19 protein-coding genes are annotated in these 21,640 nt (G+C 35.6%); 5 read left to right on the forward strand and 14 right to left on the reverse strand.

Annotated elements, in window-relative coordinates; genetic code table 11:
- Positions 1–48: 48 nt before the first annotated feature.
- The 4 genes from fabD to RM706_RS01285 all read right to left on the reverse strand — a co-directional run bounded on the left by fabD (position 49) and on the right by RM706_RS01285 (position 4,522).
- On the reverse strand, positions 49–933 hold the full coding sequence (gene fabD, locus RM706_RS01270; protein WP_311349207.1) for an ACP S-malonyltransferase: 885 nt from the start codon (positions 931–933) through the stop codon (positions 49–51).
- An 85-nt stretch (positions 934–1,018) separates the two neighbouring features.
- Complete coding sequence (locus tag RM706_RS01275) at positions 1,019–1,528, reverse strand: gamma carbonic anhydrase family protein (RefSeq protein ID WP_311349208.1); 510 nt, start codon at positions 1,526–1,528, stop codon at positions 1,019–1,021.
- A 50-nt stretch (positions 1,529–1,578) separates the two neighbouring features.
- Positions 1,579–2,310 carry a LytR/AlgR family response regulator transcription factor gene (locus RM706_RS01280; RefSeq protein ID WP_311349209.1) on the reverse strand — a complete coding sequence of 244 codons (732 nt, stop codon included), beginning with the start codon at positions 2,308–2,310 and terminating at the stop codon, positions 1,579–1,581.
- A gap of 16 nt (positions 2,311–2,326) precedes the next feature.
- Entirely contained in the window at positions 2,327–4,522 is a 2,196-nt protein-coding gene (locus RM706_RS01285) for a tetratricopeptide repeat-containing sensor histidine kinase (protein ID WP_311349210.1), read from the reverse strand.
- Positions 4,523–4,732: 210 nt separating this feature from the next.
- On the opposite strand from RM706_RS01285, the gene RM706_RS01290 reads away from it, so the two are divergent.
- Positions 4,733–5,911: a vWA domain-containing protein gene (locus tag RM706_RS01290; protein WP_311349211.1), complete on the forward strand. Its 1,179-nt coding sequence runs from the start codon at positions 4,733–4,735 to the stop codon at positions 5,909–5,911.
- Between the two features lie 52 nt (positions 5,912–5,963).
- On the opposite strand, the gene RM706_RS01295 is transcribed toward RM706_RS01290, so the two are convergent.
- Entirely contained in the window at positions 5,964–6,959 is a 996-nt protein-coding gene (locus RM706_RS01295; protein WP_311349212.1) for a PorP/SprF family type IX secretion system membrane protein, read from the reverse strand.
- Positions 6,960–7,083: 124 nt separating this feature from the next.
- Here RM706_RS01295 and RM706_RS01300 point away from each other — a divergent pair, with 124 nt between their 5' ends.
- The 4 genes from RM706_RS01300 to RM706_RS01315 all read left to right on the forward strand — a co-directional run bounded on the left by RM706_RS01300 (position 7,084) and on the right by RM706_RS01315 (position 11,326).
- On the forward strand, positions 7,084–7,980 hold the full coding sequence (locus tag RM706_RS01300; RefSeq protein ID WP_311349213.1) for a NifU family protein: 897 nt from the start codon (positions 7,084–7,086) through the stop codon (positions 7,978–7,980).
- Between the two features lie 69 nt (positions 7,981–8,049).
- Positions 8,050–8,250, forward strand: a complete 201-nt coding sequence (locus tag RM706_RS01305; RefSeq protein WP_311349214.1) for a dodecin family protein — start codon at positions 8,050–8,052, stop codon at positions 8,248–8,250.
- A gap of 62 nt (positions 8,251–8,312) precedes the next feature.
- Positions 8,313–10,412: a thioredoxin domain-containing protein gene (locus RM706_RS01310; protein WP_311349215.1), complete on the forward strand. Its 2,100-nt coding sequence runs from the start codon at positions 8,313–8,315 to the stop codon at positions 10,410–10,412.
- A gap of 92 nt (positions 10,413–10,504) precedes the next feature.
- The gene (locus RM706_RS01315) at positions 10,505–11,326 is read left to right on the forward strand and encodes a mechanosensitive ion channel family protein (protein ID WP_311350442.1); all 822 of its coding nucleotides are present in this window, start codon (positions 10,505–10,507) and stop codon (positions 11,324–11,326) included.
- On the opposite strand, the gene tsaB is transcribed toward RM706_RS01315, so the two are convergent.
- The 9 genes from tsaB to RM706_RS01360 form a co-directional block, all read right to left on the reverse strand.
- Positions 11,323–12,003, reverse strand: a complete 681-nt coding sequence (tsaB, locus tag RM706_RS01320; RefSeq protein ID WP_311349216.1) for a tRNA (adenosine(37)-N6)-threonylcarbamoyltransferase complex dimerization subunit type 1 TsaB — start codon at positions 12,001–12,003, stop codon at positions 11,323–11,325. The genes RM706_RS01315 and tsaB overlap by 4 nt on opposite strands.
- A gap of 89 nt (positions 12,004–12,092) precedes the next feature.
- Entirely contained in the window at positions 12,093–13,442 is a 1,350-nt protein-coding gene (locus RM706_RS01325; protein ID WP_311349217.1) for a TolC family protein, read from the reverse strand.
- Between the two features lie 38 nt (positions 13,443–13,480).
- A complete protein-coding gene (locus tag RM706_RS01330; RefSeq protein ID WP_311349218.1) occupies positions 13,481–14,593 on the reverse strand; it encodes an efflux RND transporter periplasmic adaptor subunit in 1,113 nt (370 codons plus the stop codon).
- A gap of 40 nt (positions 14,594–14,633) precedes the next feature.
- Positions 14,634–15,890, reverse strand: a complete 1,257-nt coding sequence (locus RM706_RS01335; RefSeq protein ID WP_311349219.1) for an ABC transporter permease — start codon at positions 15,888–15,890, stop codon at positions 14,634–14,636.
- A gap of 2 nt (positions 15,891–15,892) precedes the next feature.
- On the reverse strand, positions 15,893–17,122 hold the full coding sequence (locus RM706_RS01340; protein ID WP_311349220.1) for an ABC transporter permease: 1,230 nt from the start codon (positions 17,120–17,122) through the stop codon (positions 15,893–15,895).
- Positions 17,115–17,816, reverse strand: coding sequence for an ABC transporter ATP-binding protein (locus RM706_RS01345; RefSeq protein ID WP_311349221.1), 702 nt, complete (start codon positions 17,814–17,816; stop codon positions 17,115–17,117). The genes RM706_RS01340 and RM706_RS01345 overlap by 8 nt, the downstream gene beginning before the upstream one ends.
- A 92-nt stretch (positions 17,817–17,908) precedes the next feature.
- On the reverse strand, positions 17,909–19,021 hold the full coding sequence (locus RM706_RS01350; RefSeq protein ID WP_311349222.1) for an efflux RND transporter periplasmic adaptor subunit: 1,113 nt from the start codon (positions 19,019–19,021) through the stop codon (positions 17,909–17,911).
- A gap of 31 nt (positions 19,022–19,052) precedes the next feature.
- Positions 19,053–20,309: an ABC transporter permease gene (locus RM706_RS01355; protein WP_311349223.1), complete on the reverse strand. Its 1,257-nt coding sequence runs from the start codon at positions 20,307–20,309 to the stop codon at positions 19,053–19,055.
- A 15-nt stretch (positions 20,310–20,324) separates the two neighbouring features.
- Positions 20,325–21,569 (reverse strand): ABC transporter permease, encoded by a 1,245-nt coding sequence (locus RM706_RS01360; RefSeq protein ID WP_311349224.1) that lies wholly within the window; start codon positions 21,567–21,569, stop codon positions 20,325–20,327.
- Positions 21,570–21,640 lie beyond the last annotated feature (71 nt).

Genomic DNA, 21,640 nt, shown 5'->3' on the forward strand with positions numbered 1-21,640 from the left:
AACATAAGTTATTGGGTTAAAGTGCATCTACGCATATTTTTTTAGTAACTATTCTATAATAGCAGAACTCGTTTCAACAGATGGTTCTATTTTTCTTACCAAACCTTGAAGCACCTTACCTGGACCAACCTCAACAAAACTTTTTGCACCATCCTGTACCATATTTTGAACACTTTGGGTCCACTTTACCGGTGCTGTTAGCTGTGCAATCAAATTCTCCTTCACATCATTATACACAGTTACCGCTGTTGTAGTCACATTTTGATAAATAGGGCAGTTGGGCTCTCTAAAGTTTGTGTTTTCTATTGCTGCAGCCAATTCTTCTCTTGCGGGTTCCATTAATGGTGAATGAAAAGCTCCACCAACAGGTAACAAGAGTGCTCTTCTAGCTCCTGCTTCTTTTAATTTCTCACATGCTGTATTTACCGCTTCAATCTCTCCTGAAACAACTAATTGTCCGGGGCAATTGTAATTTGCAGGAACCACAACGCCTTCTGTTTCCTCGCATATTTTTTCAACCACTTCATCTGCCAATCCTAATACCGCCGCCATAGTACTATCTTGGATTTCACAGGCTTTCTGCATAGCTAAAGCTCTTTGGGAAACCAACTTTAAACCATCTTCAAAATTCAACGTACCATTCGCAACTAAAGCTGAAAACTCACCTAATGAATGACCTGCAACCATATCAGGCTTAAAATTATCCCTCATCACTTTGCTCATGATTACAGAATGCAAGAAAATAGCAGGTTGCGTAACTTTGGTCTGCTTTAAATCTTCAGCAGTGCCTTCAAACATAATGTCAGTAATTGAAAACCCTAATATTTCATTTGCTTTTTCAAAATGCTCTTGGGCAATGGCATGATTCTCATATAAGTCAAGTCCCATTCCTACAAATTGAGCACCTTGACCTGGAAATATATATGCGTTCATAATTTACTTTTTAGGTGCGGCTAAAGTAGGAAATAATTGCTGTTTTCATGTTAAAAAGATCTCAACTAAATTCCACCTTGTAGTATCATTTAAACCAACTACTATATTCTACATAATTTTTGGCTATTCGGTCGATTTCACCTGAACTCAATTCAGGACTAACATCTTTTAATTTTTTAGCTGGCATGCCAGCATAAATTGTCCCGGATGGAATATGGGTTCCTTTCGTTACGACAGCTCCAGCTGCAATAATAGAATTACTTTCTACAATGCAATCGTCCATAACAATTGCCCCCATGCCTATTAATACATTGCTTTTTATAGTACAACCATGAATAATAGCATTATGACCGATAGAGACATTATCACCTATAGTCGTTGGTGATTTTTTATAGGTACAATGTATCACGGCCCCATCTTGAACATTTACCTTATTACCTATTTTGATAAAATGTACGTCACCCCTAATTACAGCATTGAACCAAATACTACATTGATCGCCCATTTCAACTTCACCAACAATCGTAGCATTTTCAGCAATAAAACAATCTTCTCCTATTTGCGGGGATTTTCCGTTTACTGGATGTATTATCATTTGTGTTTGGTGTTTGGTGTTTGGTGTTTGGTGTTTGGTGTTTGGTGAATCTACTTAAAATAAGACAATAATTCTGCTTTTCTAGATGCAGATACTGACAGCTCTTTTCCATTTGATAAAATTACGCTACCTCCTTTTCCCTTTTTATATTTCTTGATTTCATTGACATTGACCAAATACGATTTATGAATTCGTGCAAATGGAAATTCCTTCAACGCATCTTCAAAATATTTCAGGGTTTTACTCACCAAAATCTTCTTTTCTTCCAAATAAATTTCAGTGTAGTTATCATCAGCTTTACAAAAATAAATATCTGACACTTCCAAGACTTGGAACCCATCTTGTTGTGGCAACGTAATCTTACCTTCAGCTTTTTTCAGTTTTGCATGTAAAACTTTTCCTTCCAAAGCATTCTCTCCTGCTTTTATCTCACTTACATATGCTACAGCCTTTATCAACTCATCTATATTAATTGGTTTCATCAAATAATAAGCGGCATGATTATTTAAAGCATCCATGGCATATTGGTTATATGCAGTAACAAAAATCACTTCAAAAGTCCTATCAGGTACTTGGTCCAATAAATCAAACGCGTTACCAAATGGCATTTCTACATCTAAAAAAACCAAATCGGGTTTATGCTTTTTAATAAGCGATAACCCCTCATTAATTGTCGCAGCTTCTGCCATCAACTCTGCGCCTTCACAGTACTTTGCTAAATAGTTTCTTAAGATTTCCCTACTGCTAGCCTCGTCTTCAACCAATATTGTTTTTAACTTCATTTCGTGATCTTAAGAATTAATCTTTTTTCAATTTCAATACAACCTCAGTACCAGTTTTGTCATCATATAAATCTGATATACTTACATCAACCTTATTCCGATACATATCATTCAAAATAGTGATACGTTTTTTGATATTGTTCATTCCTTTTGAGCGTTGCTTCATTTGATTTTTAGTTTTTAACTCGGTGGATTTTTTTCGGCCAATGCCATTATCTCTAATCTCAATTTGAAGTAGGTCACTGGTAAGCTGTTTTACTACAATTTTCAAAAATCCTTTTTCTTCTTTATACCGCAAACCATGCCAAATCGAATTTTCAATATAGGGTTGTAAGAGCATAGGGGGTATTTCAAATGCTGAAACATCAACTTTATCATCAATATTCACTTCGTAATCAAACTTATCAGGAAAGCGCGAGTGTTCTAATTTTACATATAGCTCCAATAATTCCAGTTCTTTTGTCAAAGGGATAAAATCTTCTTCAGAGTTCTCTAGAACTGTTCTCATCAATACTGAGAATTCACTTAAAAATCTGTTTGCACTACGTTCATCACTTTTAGAAATGTAATTATTGACGGAGTTCAACGCATTAAATATAAAGTGTGGATTCATTTGGGTTCTAAGCGATTTTAATGCCAATAAGTTATTGGCCAATTTCTGCTGATTATTACTACGATAATAAAAGAATGCTGCCAAACCCAACAAAAGCATTCCGAACAATAGCGAATAAATAAGCCACTTTTGCCTTTTATTATTCTCTTCAAACAATTGCTGTTCAGTAACGGCCAAACTATACTTACTTTGAGAAAGTTCACGCTCTTGCTCCAAACTAGAAATACGGTTCTGTTTTGACGTAATATCGCGATTTAATCGAGCTAAACGAGATATTTCTTGCTCTTTTCTAGTGTAAAGACTATCTACAATGGTTCCATACTTTTGATAATTTTCAAAAGCCTTTTCAAAATCACCTTGATAACGATATACTTCTGATAATTTACGAGTTGCATCTTTTTGAACCACCAAATCATCTTCCTTATCGGCTTCGACAATACTGCGCTCTAAAAAAGGAATGGCCTCGGTTAACTTATCTTGAGAGATGTATGCATTGGCGATTTTATAGTTTACCCGTTGCGATGTTATGGAATCTGCAGAGACAACTCCCTTTTGCTCACCAGGGATCTTTGACGGCAACTGTTTTAATTCTTTTAAGGTCTCTTTTCGAAGTTGTATTTCATCATCATACCTATTACCTTGATTGTAAAAATCAGCTACTTTTTCACTTTCTTGTATAGCCCGTTGTGGAGTTTGTTTTTTTGAAAGCGAAAGCGAATTATTGTAATAATCCTGAGCTTCAATATTTCTATTGGAAGCGGCAAATGCATCTGCCACTTTTGAGTTCAAATCAATTACTTTTGGTGATACTTGATTCTTCTCTGCAACCTTTAAGCCTTCTCGATAAAAACTTAATGATTTTTCAAGATTGCCTAGACCTTTGTAAATATCTCCCAATCCCTCATAAAGTTCTATTTTTTGATAAGGCACCATCTTTTTAACATCCAATAAAGGCTGAAAGATTTCTTCGGCTTCTTTAAAGTTTTTGCTCAACAAAAATGCTTTTCCTAAAAGAATAGCCGTTTCTGTCGTTTTATTTGCAATTAAAGCATCCTGCAAGTTAGTGATGGCCAAATCATACTGTTTATGAAATAAATAAATTTCACCCAACACGGTCAATGCCTTAGAAAGCTCTTTTTTATTGCCTCTAACACCCAATGAAGCTATAGATTGTGTTACAAAATCAATACTTTTCTCAATATCTATCTTCTTGTAATAATTAGCAGAATCAAGTCCGGTTTTATAACTAGATTCATTACTTGAAATTCTTCTTTTTTTGGAAAGCGATGGCTCATAATCCTCTACCCTCACAACAATATCATCGTCTGAAAGAATTTGATGTCTAACAGTATCAAAACTAGGGCTCTGAAAAATCAAAACATCTCCAATACGGGTTTCAATGACGAACTCTCCAAGACTATTTGTCGTAGTGTAAGCACCATTGTAGGTGAAAACCTCAACCTTAGAAATAGGCTCATAGTTCTCTTTACCCTTAACAGCTCCTTTGATTCTGACTTTACTACCTTGATTAGTAATTTGGCCAAAACAATTTAGAGTTAGCAATAAAAGTGCTCCTATTATGTATAGTTTCTTTTGCATTTACTAATTAAAATCAAAGTAAACTTAATGGATTATGTGCGGTTTAAAAAATGGGCGTTCCATCAAAAAACAATCTAAAAAGCCCATTTTACCGACTTCGCTAAAAACGTTACCATCTTGACTCATTATAAGGCTTCACTCACTCATTATTGATTTTAATTGCATTTTGTTACTTCTAGTTTTACTCCATAAATTAAAAAACAAAAGATTATGAAAAACTTAAAAAATATTATTGGAGTTGGACTAATAGCTTTTGCTATGAGTTCTGCCTATAGTTGCGAGACCAAGTCTAAAAAAGCGAGTGATAAAAAACTATTTACAACTGCAATTATTCCAGAAGCAAAAAAACCTGCTAAGCAGTATGTCAAAATCGCACTCTTATTAGATACTAGCAATAGTATGGACGGACTTATCAATCAGGCCAAGGCGCAACTTTGGGATATTGTAAATGAGTTTACGTACGCAAAATGTGGTAATAACAGCCGTCCTGATTTGCAAATCGCGCTGTATGAGTATGGAAACGATGACTTATCGTCACGTGAAGGCTACATCCGTCAAGTAATTGCATTTAGTAGTGATTTAGATGAAATTTCAGAGAAATTATTCTCTTTAACCACAAATGGCGGAGAAGAATACTGCGGACAGGTTATCAATACTTCCTTAAAACAATTAGAGTGGGGTAAAAATAAAGATGACTTAAAAATGATTTTTATCGCGGGCAATGAACCCTTTACACAAGGCAAACTTAATTACCATGATGCGACTTCACAGGCCAAAGAAAAAGATGTAGTGGTCAACACCATTTTTTGTGGTAATTACGAGCAAGGTATTGGTAGTAAATGGAAAGATGGGGCAATAAAGACTGGCGGAGAATATATGGCAATAGACCACAATCGACAGGTAGTTCATATTGAAACTCCTTACGATGAAGTTATTATTAAACTGAACAAAAAGCTAAATGGCACTTACATTTCTTATGGCGCTCTTGGCGCTTCAAAAGTGCAAGCTCAAGCAACCCAAGATGATAAAGCTTACGAGTTGAACGAAGAGGTAGCTGTCAAACGTGCGGTAAGCAAAAGCTCAAGATTATATAAAAATTCTAAATGGGATTTGGTAGATGCCTCAGAGGATAAAGAATTCGAGGTCTCTGAACTAAAAAAAGAAGAACTTCCTAAAGAACTAAAAAATAAATCCGAAAAAGAAATTGAAGTTTATATCTCCGAGAAAAAAGCAGAGCGTTCTAAAATTCAAAAAGAGATTCAACAATTGAATGAAAAACGAGAAGCCTATATCTCTAAAAATCAGAAAAGTGAAAAAGGCGAATTAGAAAATGCCATGATAAATGCAATTAAGAATCAGGCTTCAAGAAAGAATTTCAAATGGGAATAGTGTAATATCTTAAGATTTAGAAATAAAAGCCTGTCAGTAATGATAGGCTTTTTTAATAGTTAGCAGCAGGACAATAGCAGTCATATCTATTCTCCTGTTTTTCACCTAAATCAAGACCTAACGTAATTTGATGAAAACCACCATTGTCAAAACGGATATCACCAGATTGATATGAATAGTTATAGGAAATCATAAATCGGTTTATATTCACTCCAACAATAGGCGTGAATAATTGTAGTCGTTGTTCCCCAAAAGTTCCGTTTTGCTGAAATTGTGCTCCATCAAAACTTCTCCGATATGAAAGTCCACCCCAAATGGTCGCATTACCAACATCTTTGTAAACCTTAGCATTAAGGTCAATAGTCTTTTCTTGGGTAAAATCGGTTAATTGAAAAAGCACAGATGGTTCTACACGAAAATCGCTTTTACCAAATATGTAACCGACAGAAAATAGGTATCTCCTAAGATTATCAAATTCAGCCGCTGTGTATAGATCTCGACCAGTTCCCAAAATATTCAAAATGGCTGCATGGGCATAAAATTCTAAATAGTTATATGATGCACCTAAATCAAGATTAAAGTAACTTGTTGTATTCTTAGTTCCAGAAATAATAGGGTCAGGAATTACAGAACGAAACTCTGTTTCGTCCAAACTACTCAAAATCACACCAGCACTCAAACCAAAAGACAGTTGATTTAGACTTCTAAAGTCCCCGCTTAACTGAAGGTGGTGCGCAAATGTTCCTTTAAAACCAGTTTGTGAATGGTAGCCATTACTGTCATTAAATAAAATTCCTCCCACACCACTTCGTTCGCCAACTCTAAAATGCGCGTTAAATGTTTGAAGACTCGGCGCCTCATCAACATTAAACCATTGCTTTCTAGCGGTCAACCGCAACTTACCACCTTGACCAATACCAGCCATTGAAGGATACACCAAATAGTAATTGTCTGCTAAATAATCAAAATATACTGGAATTCCCTCTTGAGCTCGTATGTTATATACGAAAAAGAGGCTCAAAATCAATAGTGTCTGCAGTTTGTTCATCAAGAATCTGGGGCTAAGTGTTAGTTACTGCGCTGTTCAAACAACTAGTATAACGAATTAAATGTAACATTATTATATGTTTTAATACCCATATATACTTCGTATTTTTGTTCAAATCTTTGCGATGAAAGAATACCATATTACCCTACACGAAACAAATAATTCGGCCATATTAAAATTTGAGGCCAATCATTTTTTAGTAAAACAGAATTATGAGTTCAAAAATATTGATGAGGCAAAAAACTCGCCTTTAGCGCAGCAATTGTTTTATTTACCTTTTATTAAAACAGTATATATTTCAGGAAACTTTATAGCGTTAGAACGTTTTGACATTGTAAAATGGGATGATGTTAAAGATGAAGTTGCTCAGCAATTAGTAGAATATTTAAATGCTGGAGAACCGGTTGTACTTGAAGAAGAAACTTCTAAAAAAGTTGCCATAACAGTATATGCAGAAGTAACTCCTAATCCTGCAGTGATGAAGTTTGTAGCCAATAAACCTATAGTCCCCACAATATTTGAGTTCAAAAATATTGACGAGGCAAAGGACTCTAACTTGGCCAAACAACTTTTTCATTTTCCTTTTGTGAAAGAAGTCTTTTTTGACCATAATTATGTGTCAGTAACAAAGTATGATGTTTCAGAATGGGATGATATTACTTTAGAAATACGAGAACTTGTTCGAGACTTCTTAGCCGATGGCAAAGAGGTAGTTTCTGAGACAATTCAAGTGCAAAAGTCAGAGGTGGAAACTGAAAACACTTCAGAAATTACATATGATGATACCTCAAAGCAAATTATTGATATTTTAGAAGAATATGTAAAGCCAGCTGTTGCCAGTGATGGAGGCAATATTCTTTTTCAATCTTATGAAGAAGATAGTAAAAAGGTAAATGTAATATTACAAGGAGCTTGCAGTGGATGTCCGTCATCAACATTTACCCTAAAGAACGGTATTGAAACCATGCTAAAGAACATGCTGGGAGACAAAGTGCAAGAAGTGGTTGCTTTAAATGGCTGATTTTTTGGCTTTTCTTAAGACAGGTTTTGCTCGGAATTTCATACATTGAGTAAATTAAAAACATTAACTATGGCAGTTTTAAAAGTAATAGAAGTATTGGCCAATTCTAGTAAGGGTTGGGAAGATGCTGCAGCAAATGCTGTTGCACAAGCATCGAAATCAGTTAAAAACATTCGTTCTGTTTATCTAAACGAGCAGAGTGCTACTGTAAAAGATGGAGAAATTACAGATTATAGGGTAAATGTTAAGATTACTTTCGAGGTAAATTAATTTCATATCCAATAAATCTACAGCGCCTTAATAGGCGCTTTTTTTATATCTCAAGCTTGAATATGAATAAGAGTATTTCAATTTTATCAGTTTTATTGCTTTTACTCAATGGTTGTGCCGAAAAAAAGGAAGAAATGACTCATAAGTATACCAATGCCTTAATTGAAGAAACCAGTCCTTATCTTATTCAGCATGCACATAACCCTGTAAATTGGGAGGCTTGGCATCCTGAGGTACTAGAACGCGCACAAAAAGAAAACAAACTGCTTTTGATAAGTATTGGTTATGCAGCATGTCACTGGTGTCATGTTATGGAAGAAGAGTGCTTTGAAGATGAAGAAGTTGCTAAAGTGATGAACGAAAGCTTTATCAATATCAAAATAGACCGCGAAGAACGACCAGATGTTGATCAAATTTACATGGACGCCATTCAGATGATGACCGGTAATGGTGGTTGGCCTTTAAATATACTAGCCTTACCTGACGGACGACCTTTTTGGGGCGCAACATATTTGCCAAAAGATAATTGGGTTAAATCGCTGAATCAACTCACAAGACTTTACACAGAGGACCCTAATAAAATAATTGCTTACGCTGCAGATTTGGAACGAGGCATACAATCTATAAACCTGGTTGAAAATAAAGAGGATGCCAATAATTTTTCACTTGATCAATTAAGGGAAGCGGTTGAGAAATGGAGCACCTATTTTGATACTTTTTTAGGTGGATACAAACGTGCCCCAAAATTCATGATGCCTAACAACCTAGATTTTTTATTGCACTATGCTACAAGTCAAGATGACAAGCGAGTTTTAGAATATATAAATACTACGCTCACAAGAATGGCATACGGTGGTATATATGACCAAGTAGGTGGAGGATTTTCTCGCTATTCGGTAGACACCAAATGGCATGTACCCCACTTTGAAAAGATGCTTTATGATAATGGGCAGTTGATTAGTTTATATGCCAAGGCTTATGCCATCACCAAGAATCCACTTTATAAAAAAGTAGTTGAAGAGACTATTGCTTTTGTACAAGAAGAGCTTTCAGACGAAAACGGCGGATATTATTCTTCTTTGGATGCAGACAGCTTAAATGAAAGTGGCGAATTGGAAGAAGGTGCTTTTTACGTATGGACCAGAGAAGAGTTAGAGCAACTTTTAGGTTCTGATTTCGAAATTTTCAAAGACTATTATAACATCAATTCGTATGGTGAATGGGAAGAAAATTATGTTCTGATACGTGATAAATCAGATAAAGAAATTTCAGAGAAACATCATATTTCAATAGCCGTCCTGAATGAAAAGCTAAACGAATCCTTAGAAATTTTAAAAGAAGAAAGAAACAACCGCCCAAAACCAAGATTAGATGATAAAATATTGACCTCATGGAACGGGTTAATGCTCAAAGGTCTTACTGATGCTTATCGATATTTACAAGATGACAATTACTTAAAATTGGCATTAAAAAATGCTTCTTTTATTGAAAAAGAAATGATGAAAAATTCTGGAGCACTTTTCAGAAATCATAAAAATGACAAAAGTAACATCAATGGTTTTCTAGAGGATTATGCGAGTACCATAGAAGGTTTTATTGCTTTATACGAAGTGACTTTTGACTTAAAGTGGTTAGACCATTCAAAAAAGCTAACAGATTACGCACTAAAACATTTCAATGATGAAGCTAGCGGGATGTTGTTCTTTACGTCTGATGAAGATGACACTTTGATTAGAAGAACTCTTGAAACCAATGATAATGTAGTTTCAGCATCTAATTCTATTATAGCCAACAATCTTTTAAAATTGCATAAAGTGTTTTCAAAAGAAGGATACGGAGCACGTGCACATCAAATGTTGAAAAATATTCAAGATAATTTCGTTGAGAATGGGCAAAGCTATGCCAACTGGATGCATTTAGTGCTATATGAAAATTTAAACTTTTATGAAATTGCCGTTGTGGGCGATGATTATAAAAAACTGGGCAAAACCATTTTGAGTAATTATATTCCAAATAGCGTCATAGTAGGTTCTGAAAAAGAAGGAAATATAGAACTCCTAAAAAGCAGGTACAACGAAGGCGAAACTTTGGTTTATGTATGTATTGAAGGTACCTGCAAACTACCTGTGAACTCAGCTGAAGAAGCCCTAAATCAGCTTTAATCTACAAAGAAAATTAACCAAAGTTTAAAACTCTAACATTGAAAGTAATTTTATAATTTTTTATGTTCATTACAAACTAGAAAGAAATTATGATGGAAGAATTTATCAACTTAGAACAACATATTGAAAATGCCATAGATTGGATATGGGAACTGCTCCCCAACATTATTTTAGCAGCAGTTTTACTTATTGTAGGGCTCTGGGTTGTTCGCTTTTTGAACCGTATGGTCAAGAAGTTTTTTGACCACAAAGACTATGATCTTACATTAGAAAGTTTTCTGCAAAGCTTTATTAGCATTACTTTAAAAGTATTATTATTCGTACTTGTTGTTACACAGCTAGGGGTTAAAACATCATCACTTGTTGCTGTTGTAGGCGCAGCAGGCCTTGCAATAGGCTTAGCTCTGCAGGGGTCTTTGGCCAATTTTGCTGGTGGAGTATTAATTTTACTCTTTAAACCTTTTAAAGTAGGGGATTGGATTTCTGCACAAGGGGTAGATGGAGCAGTAAAAGAAATTACCATTTTCAGTACTAAACTAAATACATTTGGCAATCAATTGGCCATCATACCAAATGGACAATTATCTAATGGTAACGTTATTAATTACAATGCGGAATCTACTCGGAGAGAAAATTATACCGTTGGAATTGGCTATGGGTCTAATATTAAAGAGGCAAAAGATATTTTATTGAAGATTTGTGCTGAAGATGAGCGAATTTTAGTAGACCCCGCACCAGAAGTCTATGTTGGGGAACTTGGTGATAGCTCAGTAAATCTGACCTTACGTTTTTGGGCACGTAATGAAGTTTTTTGGCCGGCCCGTTTTAATGTTATCGAACAATCTAAATTACGTTTTGATCAAGCAGGAATTGAAATTCCTTTTCCACAAAGGGTTGTTCATCAAAATACTTAATTCCTCTTGCCTTGTAAAACAAAATCTTTAAGGTAATAAGGTTCAAAGTAAGCGACATCTTCAAGCTGGTCTGCTTTAAATTTCTTTAAGGATAGAAAGGCCATCTCTTTCGCAGATGGAATTAGTTGCCCATGAAAAACGAATTTGGAGTTTCGTAATAAATCTTTACATTTTTCAGCACCGCTACCTAGTAAATGAATTTGTTCGTAGTCAAGGTATTCTTCAAAACTATGCTCTGTAATAACTTCTGCTTTAGTTGCTCTAATTTCTCTGAACTGACTATTAAAAACGCAAGAATAAACCTCCATTCTCCTTGCGTCCAAAACTGGAATGATTACAGAATTTTTACTGACCAAAACTTGATTGGCCATGCTTTCCAAAGTGGCAATTGAAATTAATGGCAAATCTAATGAGAAACATAACCCTTTGGCAGCAGAAACCCCTATTCTAAGTCCTGTATATGAACCCGGCCCTTTGCTAACGGCTATGGCGTCTAAGTCTGAAAAACTTAGAGAAGCTTTTTCTAAAACCTGCTCTATAAAAACATGCAATTGTTCGGAGTGAGAATGGTTAGGTGTATTCTCTTCAATTAAGGCAACAACTTCTCCGTTAATTCCAACACTGACGGAACAGTTAGTGGTAGCCGTTTCTATATTTAAAATAATGGTAGTAGCCATGAAGTAGCTAATATAAAGAGACCTGTCAGGCTTGTGCCATTTCTGGCATCTAAAAACCTAACAGGTAAAATTTATTCCTGATTATAATTCTAATCTAATGATAGGGGGATTCCAAAATAGAATTCCAAAATCTTTAAGCGGAAAATATAATCGTACTTTGTTCTAATTACGGTAGCTTCTGCGTTGTCAACCCGTGATTGTGCTTGACTAAAATCAAAAGCGTTCATCAACCCAACATCAAATCTTTCTTTAGCATAATTATAGGCCAATCTTCGAGCCTCCAAGGTTTTTTCGGCTGCTTCATACGCTTTAAAAAATGTGGTTACATCCACATGCGCTTGCTGTATATTGGTTTCTAAAGCTAATTTGTCTAGTTCTAATTGCAATTTTGCCCGTTCAAGACTAATCTTGGAACGCTTTACGTTATTTCGAGTACTCCATCCATTAAAAATTGGCACGTTTAACTGCGCTCCATAAGATACCCCGTCAAAAATCCAAAGCTGATCTGTAAATGAAGGCACAAAAAAATTGCCATTTAAATCAGGAATTTCATTACGGTTCGAATAACCAATATTATAATTAAAAAAGCCTGTCAATGTTGGTAAATATGCTCCTTTTGAAATTTCAAGATCTTTCTCTGCTAAATCTACATTAGATTGTGAAAACTTAATATCATTTCTAAAGACCAATGCCTTATCAAAAATAACTTTGGCAGAATTATCTAAAATATCTGAGGGCGGTATATCAAATGATTCATCTGCAATATCAAAATTCTCATAATCCGTAATTTGCAGTAATTGAGCCAAGTTAATTCTAGAAATCAAAACCAAACCTTCACCATTGACAATTTGTTGCTCCTGATTCGCAGCGGTTGCCTCAATCTCTAATAAATCACCTCTTGGTGAAACACCAGATTCAACTAACTCTCTTGTACGCTTCAAATCTTGCTCCGTAACGGCATATTGTGCTTGAGATACCTTTAGCGCTTCCTTATTGGACAACACTTGTAAGTATGCATTGGCAACATTCAATCTAATATCATCCTTTAAATCATCCAATCGATATTGATTTGCAATAGCATTCATCTTGGCCCTATGCAATTGCTTGAAATTTCTAAGGCCATTAAATAATGTAAGATTAGAACTAAAGCCCCCATTTAGCCTAAAAGTGGACTCCGTAGTTGGATTATTACTTCCTGGTACAATTGAAAAACCGACGTTATTTGAAACCGTTGTACTAGCATTTAAATCTGGCAATAAATTTCCTAAAGCATCGGTTTTATCAATTTTTGCCGTCTCTAAATCAAGTTCAAATTGTTCTACGGATAGGTTATTATCTACTGCATACAGGACACATTCTTCAAGGGTCCATTTCTTCATTTGTGCTTGAGAAGCACATACAAAGAGTAGCACTATAATTATTGTTAGTTTATTTTTCATTCGTTTTTGATTTTTGATTGGTATTGGTGATTGATTGTTTAGTCTTCGCTTTCATCTTTCTTTTCAAGCTTGTTCCATACTTTGATTTTGGAGCCTTCTTCAAGGCCGGAAACCACTTCAACATCAATCCCGTCGCTTACGCCCAACTCTATATCCTTACGTTCAAACTCATTTTCACCTACTTCAATTTCTACATAAGGTGCTTCCGTTTCTTTATCAAATTGAAGCAACGCTTCTTTCATGGAAAGAACATCCTTTTTCTCTTCTAAAACTATGGAAGCATTTGCACTATAGCCTGCTCTTACATAAGCATCATCGCTCACTTCTAAATCACCCTCAATTTTGAATTGCACAGCTCCCTCTTCCTCCACTCCTTTTGGAGCTATAAACTTCAACTTAGCACCAAAAGTGCTTTCTTCTAGTGCCCCTAAATTAATATCTAAAGGCATGCCTACATGCAGTTTACCAACCTCTGCCTCATCTACTTCACCTTCAAAAATCATTTTGGTCATATCAGCAATGGTAGCAATTGTAGTACCATCATTGAAGTTGTTACTCTGGATTACTTGATCGCCCTCTTCAACAGGTATTTCAAGTATAGTACCGGAAACTGTTGCTCTGATATTCGTATTTGCGCTAGTTGAACCACCAGCCGATCCTCTGCGAATAATTTGATAATCTGCGCGAGCGTTTTTCAATTCTTGTTGAGCTTGATTATATGTCAATTGCTGGGTGTTAAAGTCTTGACTAGCAATAACTCCTTTATCAAATAAGGCTTTGTTTCTATCATATTCAATTTTTGCGTTGTTCAACGCGAGTTCAGCATTACGAACACGACCAGCAGCTTGATTTAATGACTGTTCATTAGGTACAACTTTAATTACAGCAATTAGATCTCCAGCTCTTACTTCAACCCCTTCTTCTAAATAAATTTTATCAATGATACCTGAAATCTGTGGTTTAATATTAATTTCATCTTCTGGTATTACCTTACCGGTAACAATTACTTTATTTACAATATCTTTTCGTTCTAATGTTTCCGTTTCATACAACTGTGTAGGTGTGCTATTCTGCTTAAGAAAGTATACCGTGGCAGCTAAAATGCCAATTACAGCTACTCCTACCAGCCCATATTTTACGTATTTGTTCATTTCTCTTTATTTGATGATTGTTATTTAATTATTTTTTGGTCTATTCTTCTCTTAAAGCTTCAATTGGTCTAACTTTTATTGCCCTATTTGCGGGAATCAATCCTATTAAAACACTTAAACTGACCATTAGCAAAAATGAGATGCTAAACTGTGGAATGCTCACCATTGGGTTAACAAAAGGAAAATCATCTCCACTGCCCCACATTGAATTTAAAAATGCTAATATGCCAACTGATATTGCGAAGCCAATAAGACCCGCAAAGGCCGTTAAAACAATCGCCTCAATTACAATTTGACGTTTTACTACTTTAGGGGTTGCGCCAAGTGCCCTGCGCACTCCTATTTCTTTGGTTCTTTCCTTTACGGTAATCAGCAGAATATTACTAATTGCAATAACCCCAGCCAAAAGCGTAAATATGCCCACGAAAAACGAAAAGCCCTTTAAAACAGTGGTAAACGCCGAGATATTGTTGAAGATTTCAGACATATCGAAACTGCCTATGGCTCTCTCGTCTTTAGGACTAATATCATATTTGTTCTTAAGGATATCTTTAATCTTTTTTTCAACAACGGCTACTTTTGTATCTTCTTCAACAGCGATTGCCATCCATCCCATGCGATCACCTGAATTAAATGCTTTTTGGAAAGTGGTAAAAGGGATAAATACCGCATTTTCTCCATCAATATTGATATTGTTATTGGGTTTGTAAACACCTACAACTGAAAAATAAATCCCGTTGATACGTATATCTTCCCCGATAGCATTTTCACCTTTTTCAAATAATAGTTTATAGGTTTCTTCTCCGATGACACATACTTTTTTTGAGGCCTCTATATCCGATTTATTCAAAAATCTACCTTCGACCAGTTTCTTTTTGGTAATATTATCGATTTCAGGATAATCTCCATAAACTGATGAGCCACTAGTCTGGCCATTTCTATAGACCGTTACTACACCTCTATGATTACCAAGCTCTATTCTTGGTGCCAAAACCTCAATTTCAGGAATCTGTTTTTTTAAAATTGCTGCATCTTCAATCTTGTAACGTATTCTTCTACCTCGTTCAAAACCTTTGTAAGGCTCAGAGGTCGATTGCCCCCATACAAAAAGGCTATTTGAAGCAGTGCCGGCAAAAACTTTATCAAAACCATTACTCATGCCATTTGCTGAACCCAAAAGAAGAATTAGAATAATCATCGCAAAAATGACTCCGAGCATGGTCAAAAATGTTCGAAACATGTTTTTTCCTAAGGTGTGAAAAACCTCAATCCATAAATCTTTATCTAATAACCACATAATTATTTATCGCTTAGTGCTACAATCGGTTTGACATTGGCTGCTTTTATAGCTGGCAACAATCCCGCTAAAACCCCAGCAACTATCAAAATAATTGTAGCCGTTACCACAGTTGACAAACTTACAGAGGGGTTACTAAAGGCAGGCGTTTGAATAGTTGGACCAATTATAGATAAAATTGCCCATGCAAAAATTAATCCCACAAAACCTGAAAAAGCAGTAATAAAAACAGACTCTAAAAGAACCAAATTGATTATTTGCTTTGGCTTGGCCCCCAAAGCTTTTCTAACCCCTATTTCTTTGGTTCTCTCTTTGATTGTAAAGACCATAATATTTCCGATACCTACAATTCCAGCTATTAAAATAAGAAATCCCACGCCAATACTAATGGCAGATAAAACCGAGGTAAAGCTGCTAATGTTATCAAATGCTTCGGCATAATTCCATACATTTATTCCGGCTTGATCTTCTGGAGAAACTTTATGTCTTCTTTTCATAATAACCTCCAAACGTTCTGAAAAATCTAGGGCTTGTGTAAGGTTATAAGAAGAATTATATGTCAACGCTATCTGATTGATATTATTTGTATTTCCTAAGTTTCGTTGAATGGTCGTTACAGGCGCATAGATGCGACGTTCAGCATTGTCGTCACCTTCATCCGTAAATATTCCAATTACTCTAAAGGGAAGTCCATTAAGTTCCACAAATTTGCCAACAGGGTCTTCTTTATCAAACAAGTCTTCTTTAACCTTGCGTCCAATAATTGCCACTTTGGCCTTATTAAAAACATCGATGTTATTGAAATACCTTCCTTTGGTAATTATAGTTTTTTCAATGACTTGAAAATCAGAATGTACGCCTTGCAAGGGATATGCTCCTGTTTCACTTTTGTATCTAGCGTTTGTATTGGTAAAATACCTTGCGCTAATTTGCTCAATATCATTAGGAAAACTTTGTTTAACATATTCGTAATCCTCATTTTTGAATTGAATAAGACGGTCTTTCTCAAAGCCAGCATATGCTTTGGAAGTAGTACCAGGCCTTATAAAAATGGTATTGGTAGCATCATCGTTGAACTGACCTGTAAAACCATTCTGCATTCCATTAACAGATGCCAGTAGCATAACGAGTATGAATATTGCCCACCCAACTGAAAAACCGGTTAGAAAGGTTCTTAACTTATTGTTTTTAAGAGTGTGAAATATTTCTTGCCAAATGTCTCTATCAAACATATTGTTGGGCTCTAACCTGTTCTACCTTTTTATCTTCTACAATAACACCATCCTTAAGATGTACGATACGTTTGCACATATGTGCAATATCCTCCTCATGCGTGACCACTAAAATGGTGTTCCCAGCATCATTGATTTTTTGAATCAAATCCATTACCTCATAGGAAGTTTTGCTATCTAAAGCTCCTGTAGGTTCATCTGCCAATAATACCTTAGGCTCAGCAGCCATTGCCCTGGCAATGGCAACTCTTTGTTTTTGACCTCCAGAAAGTTCACTTGGCAAATGTGTCGCCCATTCTTTTAAGCCTACTTGCTCCAAATATTTCATCGCCTTTTCTTGACGCTCCTTTCTGCCTACTTTTTGATAGTATAATGGCAAAGCAACATTTTCTGCGGCTGACTTATAGTTTATGAGGTTAAACGACTGAAAAATGAATCCGAGAAACTTATTTCGGTATTGAGCCGCTTTTGTTTCATTTAAATCCTTAATCGGAACACTATCTAAATTATATTCTCCTGAATCTGCACTATCCAGCATCCCCAAAATATTCAGAAGCGTAGATTTACCAGAACCTGAAGAACCCATTATGGCCACTAATTCGCCCTCTTTGGCAGTAAAATTGATTCCTTTTAAAACATGAAGGGAATTGCTTCCCATTTTATAGGATTTATGAAGGTCTTTGATTTCGATCATAATTGGTTTATTAGCTATCTGAATGTAATCCCTAATAGGACTATCAAGTTGTTAAATTGTTACAAGAATTCTTTAAAAGTTTTGTTAAATGATTAATTGCCATCTTCTTCTGGCTCAACATTGTTCCAAACTTTGATTTTATCAGTATTCGTTATGCCAGATTTTACTTCGACATAAATACCATCACTGATGCCTAGTTCAATATCTTTTCTTTCAAACTTCTGTTCTGAAGTCTCTACTTCTACAAAAGGCTTTTTATCATCAGAATCAAACTGAACCAGTGCTTCTTTTAATGCTAGCACACTATCTGCTCTTGCCAGAATAATAGAAGCATTTGCACTTAAGCCAGCCCTTATAAACGTGGTATCCTTTTTATTTAAAGTGCCTTTAATCTCAAATTGAATGGCTCCATTTTCTTCTTTTCCCTTTGGAGCTATATAATCTAAAACCGCATCAAACACCTGATCCTCAATAGCACCTACCGTGATTTCAAGAGGTAAGTCTTCTTTAATTTTACCTACTTCTGATTCATCAACTTTGCCCTCAAAAATCATTTTTTCAACATCTGCAATAGATGCAATCGTAGTTCCTTCATTGAAATTATTACTTTCAATTACTTGGTTACCAACTTCTACCGGAACGTCTAATACCATACCGCTCACGGTAGAACGAATTAAGGTATTTGCAGCATTTCTAAAACCACTAGTCGTGCCTGTATTCACAATATCAAACCTTTTATTAGCGGCCCGATAAGCCTGTTTGGCTTGGTCATAGGTAACCTGTGCACGATCTAAATCTGCCTGAGAAATAACACCTTTATTAAAGATAGATAACTGCCGTTCGTAGTTACGTTTTTGATCGTCTAGATTAATTTTGGCGTCATCTATACTATTGCGGGCATCGTTTAGTGCATTTAGGTTTGGCACTACTTTAATTTTGGCAAGTAAATCACCAGATTTCACATAGTCACCACCTTCCACATAAACTTCTTCAATGACGCCTGAAATGTTTGGCTTGATTAACACCTCTTCTAATGGAAGGATACTTCCTGTCGCTACAGTTTTCTTAATAATTGTCTGTTTTGAAGGCTCTTCAGTTTTGTATATTACCGGGTCTTCAGAATTTTTCTGATACAAGTAATACATAGACCCTCCGAAAGCAACTATAATTACTAGTAGGATGATAATGGTTACTGATTTTTTCATTTTAAGATTTAATTTATTTTGATTGATAAAATTATTCTGCTCTAAGAGCATCTATTGGTTTTACTTTGATGGCACTCTGCGCCGGAATAAAACCAGCAAGTAGTCCTGCGCCCATAAGAATTATTAAGGCACCCGTAACTACACCAACACTAACACTTGGGTTCAAAAACATGTCTACAGGGCCTACGCTATCTAAAAGTGCATTGATGCCATAAATAAAAATAGACCCAAAAATAATGCCGGTCATGCCCGATATAATGGTCAAAAAGATGGATTCCATTAAAATTTGTTTTTTTATGGACCAAGGGTTCTCTCCAAGAGCCCTGCGAATGCCTATTTCTTTAGTTCGCTCTTTGACCACAATGAGCATGATATTGCTTACCCCTATAATTCCCGAAATAAGCACCATAATTCCCACAATATAGGCAATACCTTTTAAGGCCCCGAAAAGGCTTTCTACCCTGTTATACTGTTCGTAAAGGTCAAAATACCCTATAGCCCGCTTATCATCAGGATGTACTTTGTGCTTCTTTTTCATAAGGGCAATAATATCTTCTTTTAAAATCGATATCGAACTGCCATCATTTGCTGTTATAGCCATCCAACCCACGTCATTACCTCTATTAAATGCTTGTGAAAATGCCGTAAAAGGAACAAATATTTCTTTTTGAGCCTCTTCGCCCCCATCACTACTATTCTTTTTATAAGTACCTATAACCATAAAATTCACGCCTTGAATTTTGATGTAAGTACCTAATACATCTTCCCCTTTCTCGTATAAATCATTTTTCACCCCATTGCCAATGATAGCAACTTTTCGTTTTTCGTTAATATCGTTGTAATTGATAAATCTGCCAGATGTAACCGTCATTGGATCTTGATTGATAATTTCAGGGTAATCACCATATACGTTATAAGCTCCGGTCTGTAGGCCTCTAACAACATTATTTGTTCCTCCAAAACCACCTAATTGATTCCTGGGCGATACAAATCTTAAGTTTGGAACATTGTCTTTGATTGATTGAACATCTTCAATCTTATATCGAAACCTTCTATTTATTGGGAGTCCTTCATGTGCTTTTGTAGTACTTCGTGTCCACATGAACATCGTGTTGGTTGCTATATCGCCAAAATCAGTTTTGATTCCATTTTCCAAACCTTTACCTGCTGCTAAAAGAATAATTAGAATATAGATACCCCAAAATACTCCAAAAGCAGTAAACATGGTACGCCACACATTACTTGTGAGTACTTCCATAATTTCTTTCCAGCGATCTCTATTGAACATTTTCTATATATAATGTTATTCGTCTCTAAGTGCTTCGATAACTTGAATTCTCGCTGCCCGCCACGCTGGCACAAACCCGGCTACTGCCCCCGCAAAAATCAATACCAATACTGTTGCTATGGCAACATTAAAATTCACTGAGGGATTTACCACATAATCTACCTCTACATTAGGGCCAACAATTTCCAATAAACCCATACTCAATATTAACCCTGTAAAACCTGCAATTGTAGTCACAAAAACTGATTCTTGTAAAATCATACCTACAATTGACCAAGGTTTAGCCCCCATAGCTTTTCGAATGCCAATCTCTCTTGTTCTTTCACGAACCACTATCATCATAATATTACTTACCCCAACTACGCCTGCAATTATGGTACAAACACCTACAAACCAGAAAAACAATTTGATATTATTTGTTAAGCTGTAATACCTTTTAGCTTCTTCCATGGCACTCCATACTTCTAAACCACTAGTATCTTCAGGGGCTATAGTATGAACTTGTTGCAAATAGGATCTCAGCTCATTTTTAAAATTTACAGCTTGATTGACAGCTTCGTCAAAATTCTCTACTGGCGGTAATGTAAATGACATATTATTCACTCTATCACCACCATTAAAAACTTTTTGCGCTGTAGTAATAGGAATATAAATACGTTCTTCTTCACGATCTTCATATTCCCCAAATACCCCAATTATCTTGAATGGAATACCTGAAATATTTATTAATTCACCTATTGGAGTCTCAATGTCACCAAAAACGTCATTTTTAATCTTATTACCAATAATGGCAACTTTAGCTGTATTTTCTTCATCCTGAAAATTCAAAAATCTGCCGCTATACATTTTGGCATTCTCAATAAACTGAAATTGTGATGAAACTCCTTGAACACTATAAGCTAAGGCTTCCTTACCATAGTTTATGGTAAGGTCTCTGATAAAAACACGCGAAGATCGATACTCAATAGCTTCATTTAGTAAGTCTCCGGAATTATCATAATTCTCATTTGTCAAGGTAATACGTCTACCCGGATTCAAGCCTTTATATTCCTTTGAAGTAACCCCGGGCCAAACCCAAATACTGGTGGCAGAATCTTGTTCAAATTCTTGCTGAATACCATTCTGCATTCCTTGACCAAAACCTAATAAAATAACTAGAATAAAAATACCTGAAGCAACAGAAACACCAGTAAGAAAAGTACGTAGTTTGTTCTTACGAATAGTATCAAATATCTCTTGCCATCTTTCGATGTCAAACATTGGGTTGGATTTTGGTGATTGATGAAATACGCTAGCGTACCTTTATAAGACGGCAGCTATTTAAATTTGTT

The sequence above is a fragment of the Croceitalea rosinachiae genome (genome assembly GCF_031846445.1).
GTDB lineage: Bacteria > Bacteroidota > Bacteroidia > Flavobacteriales > Flavobacteriaceae > Croceitalea > Croceitalea rosinachiae.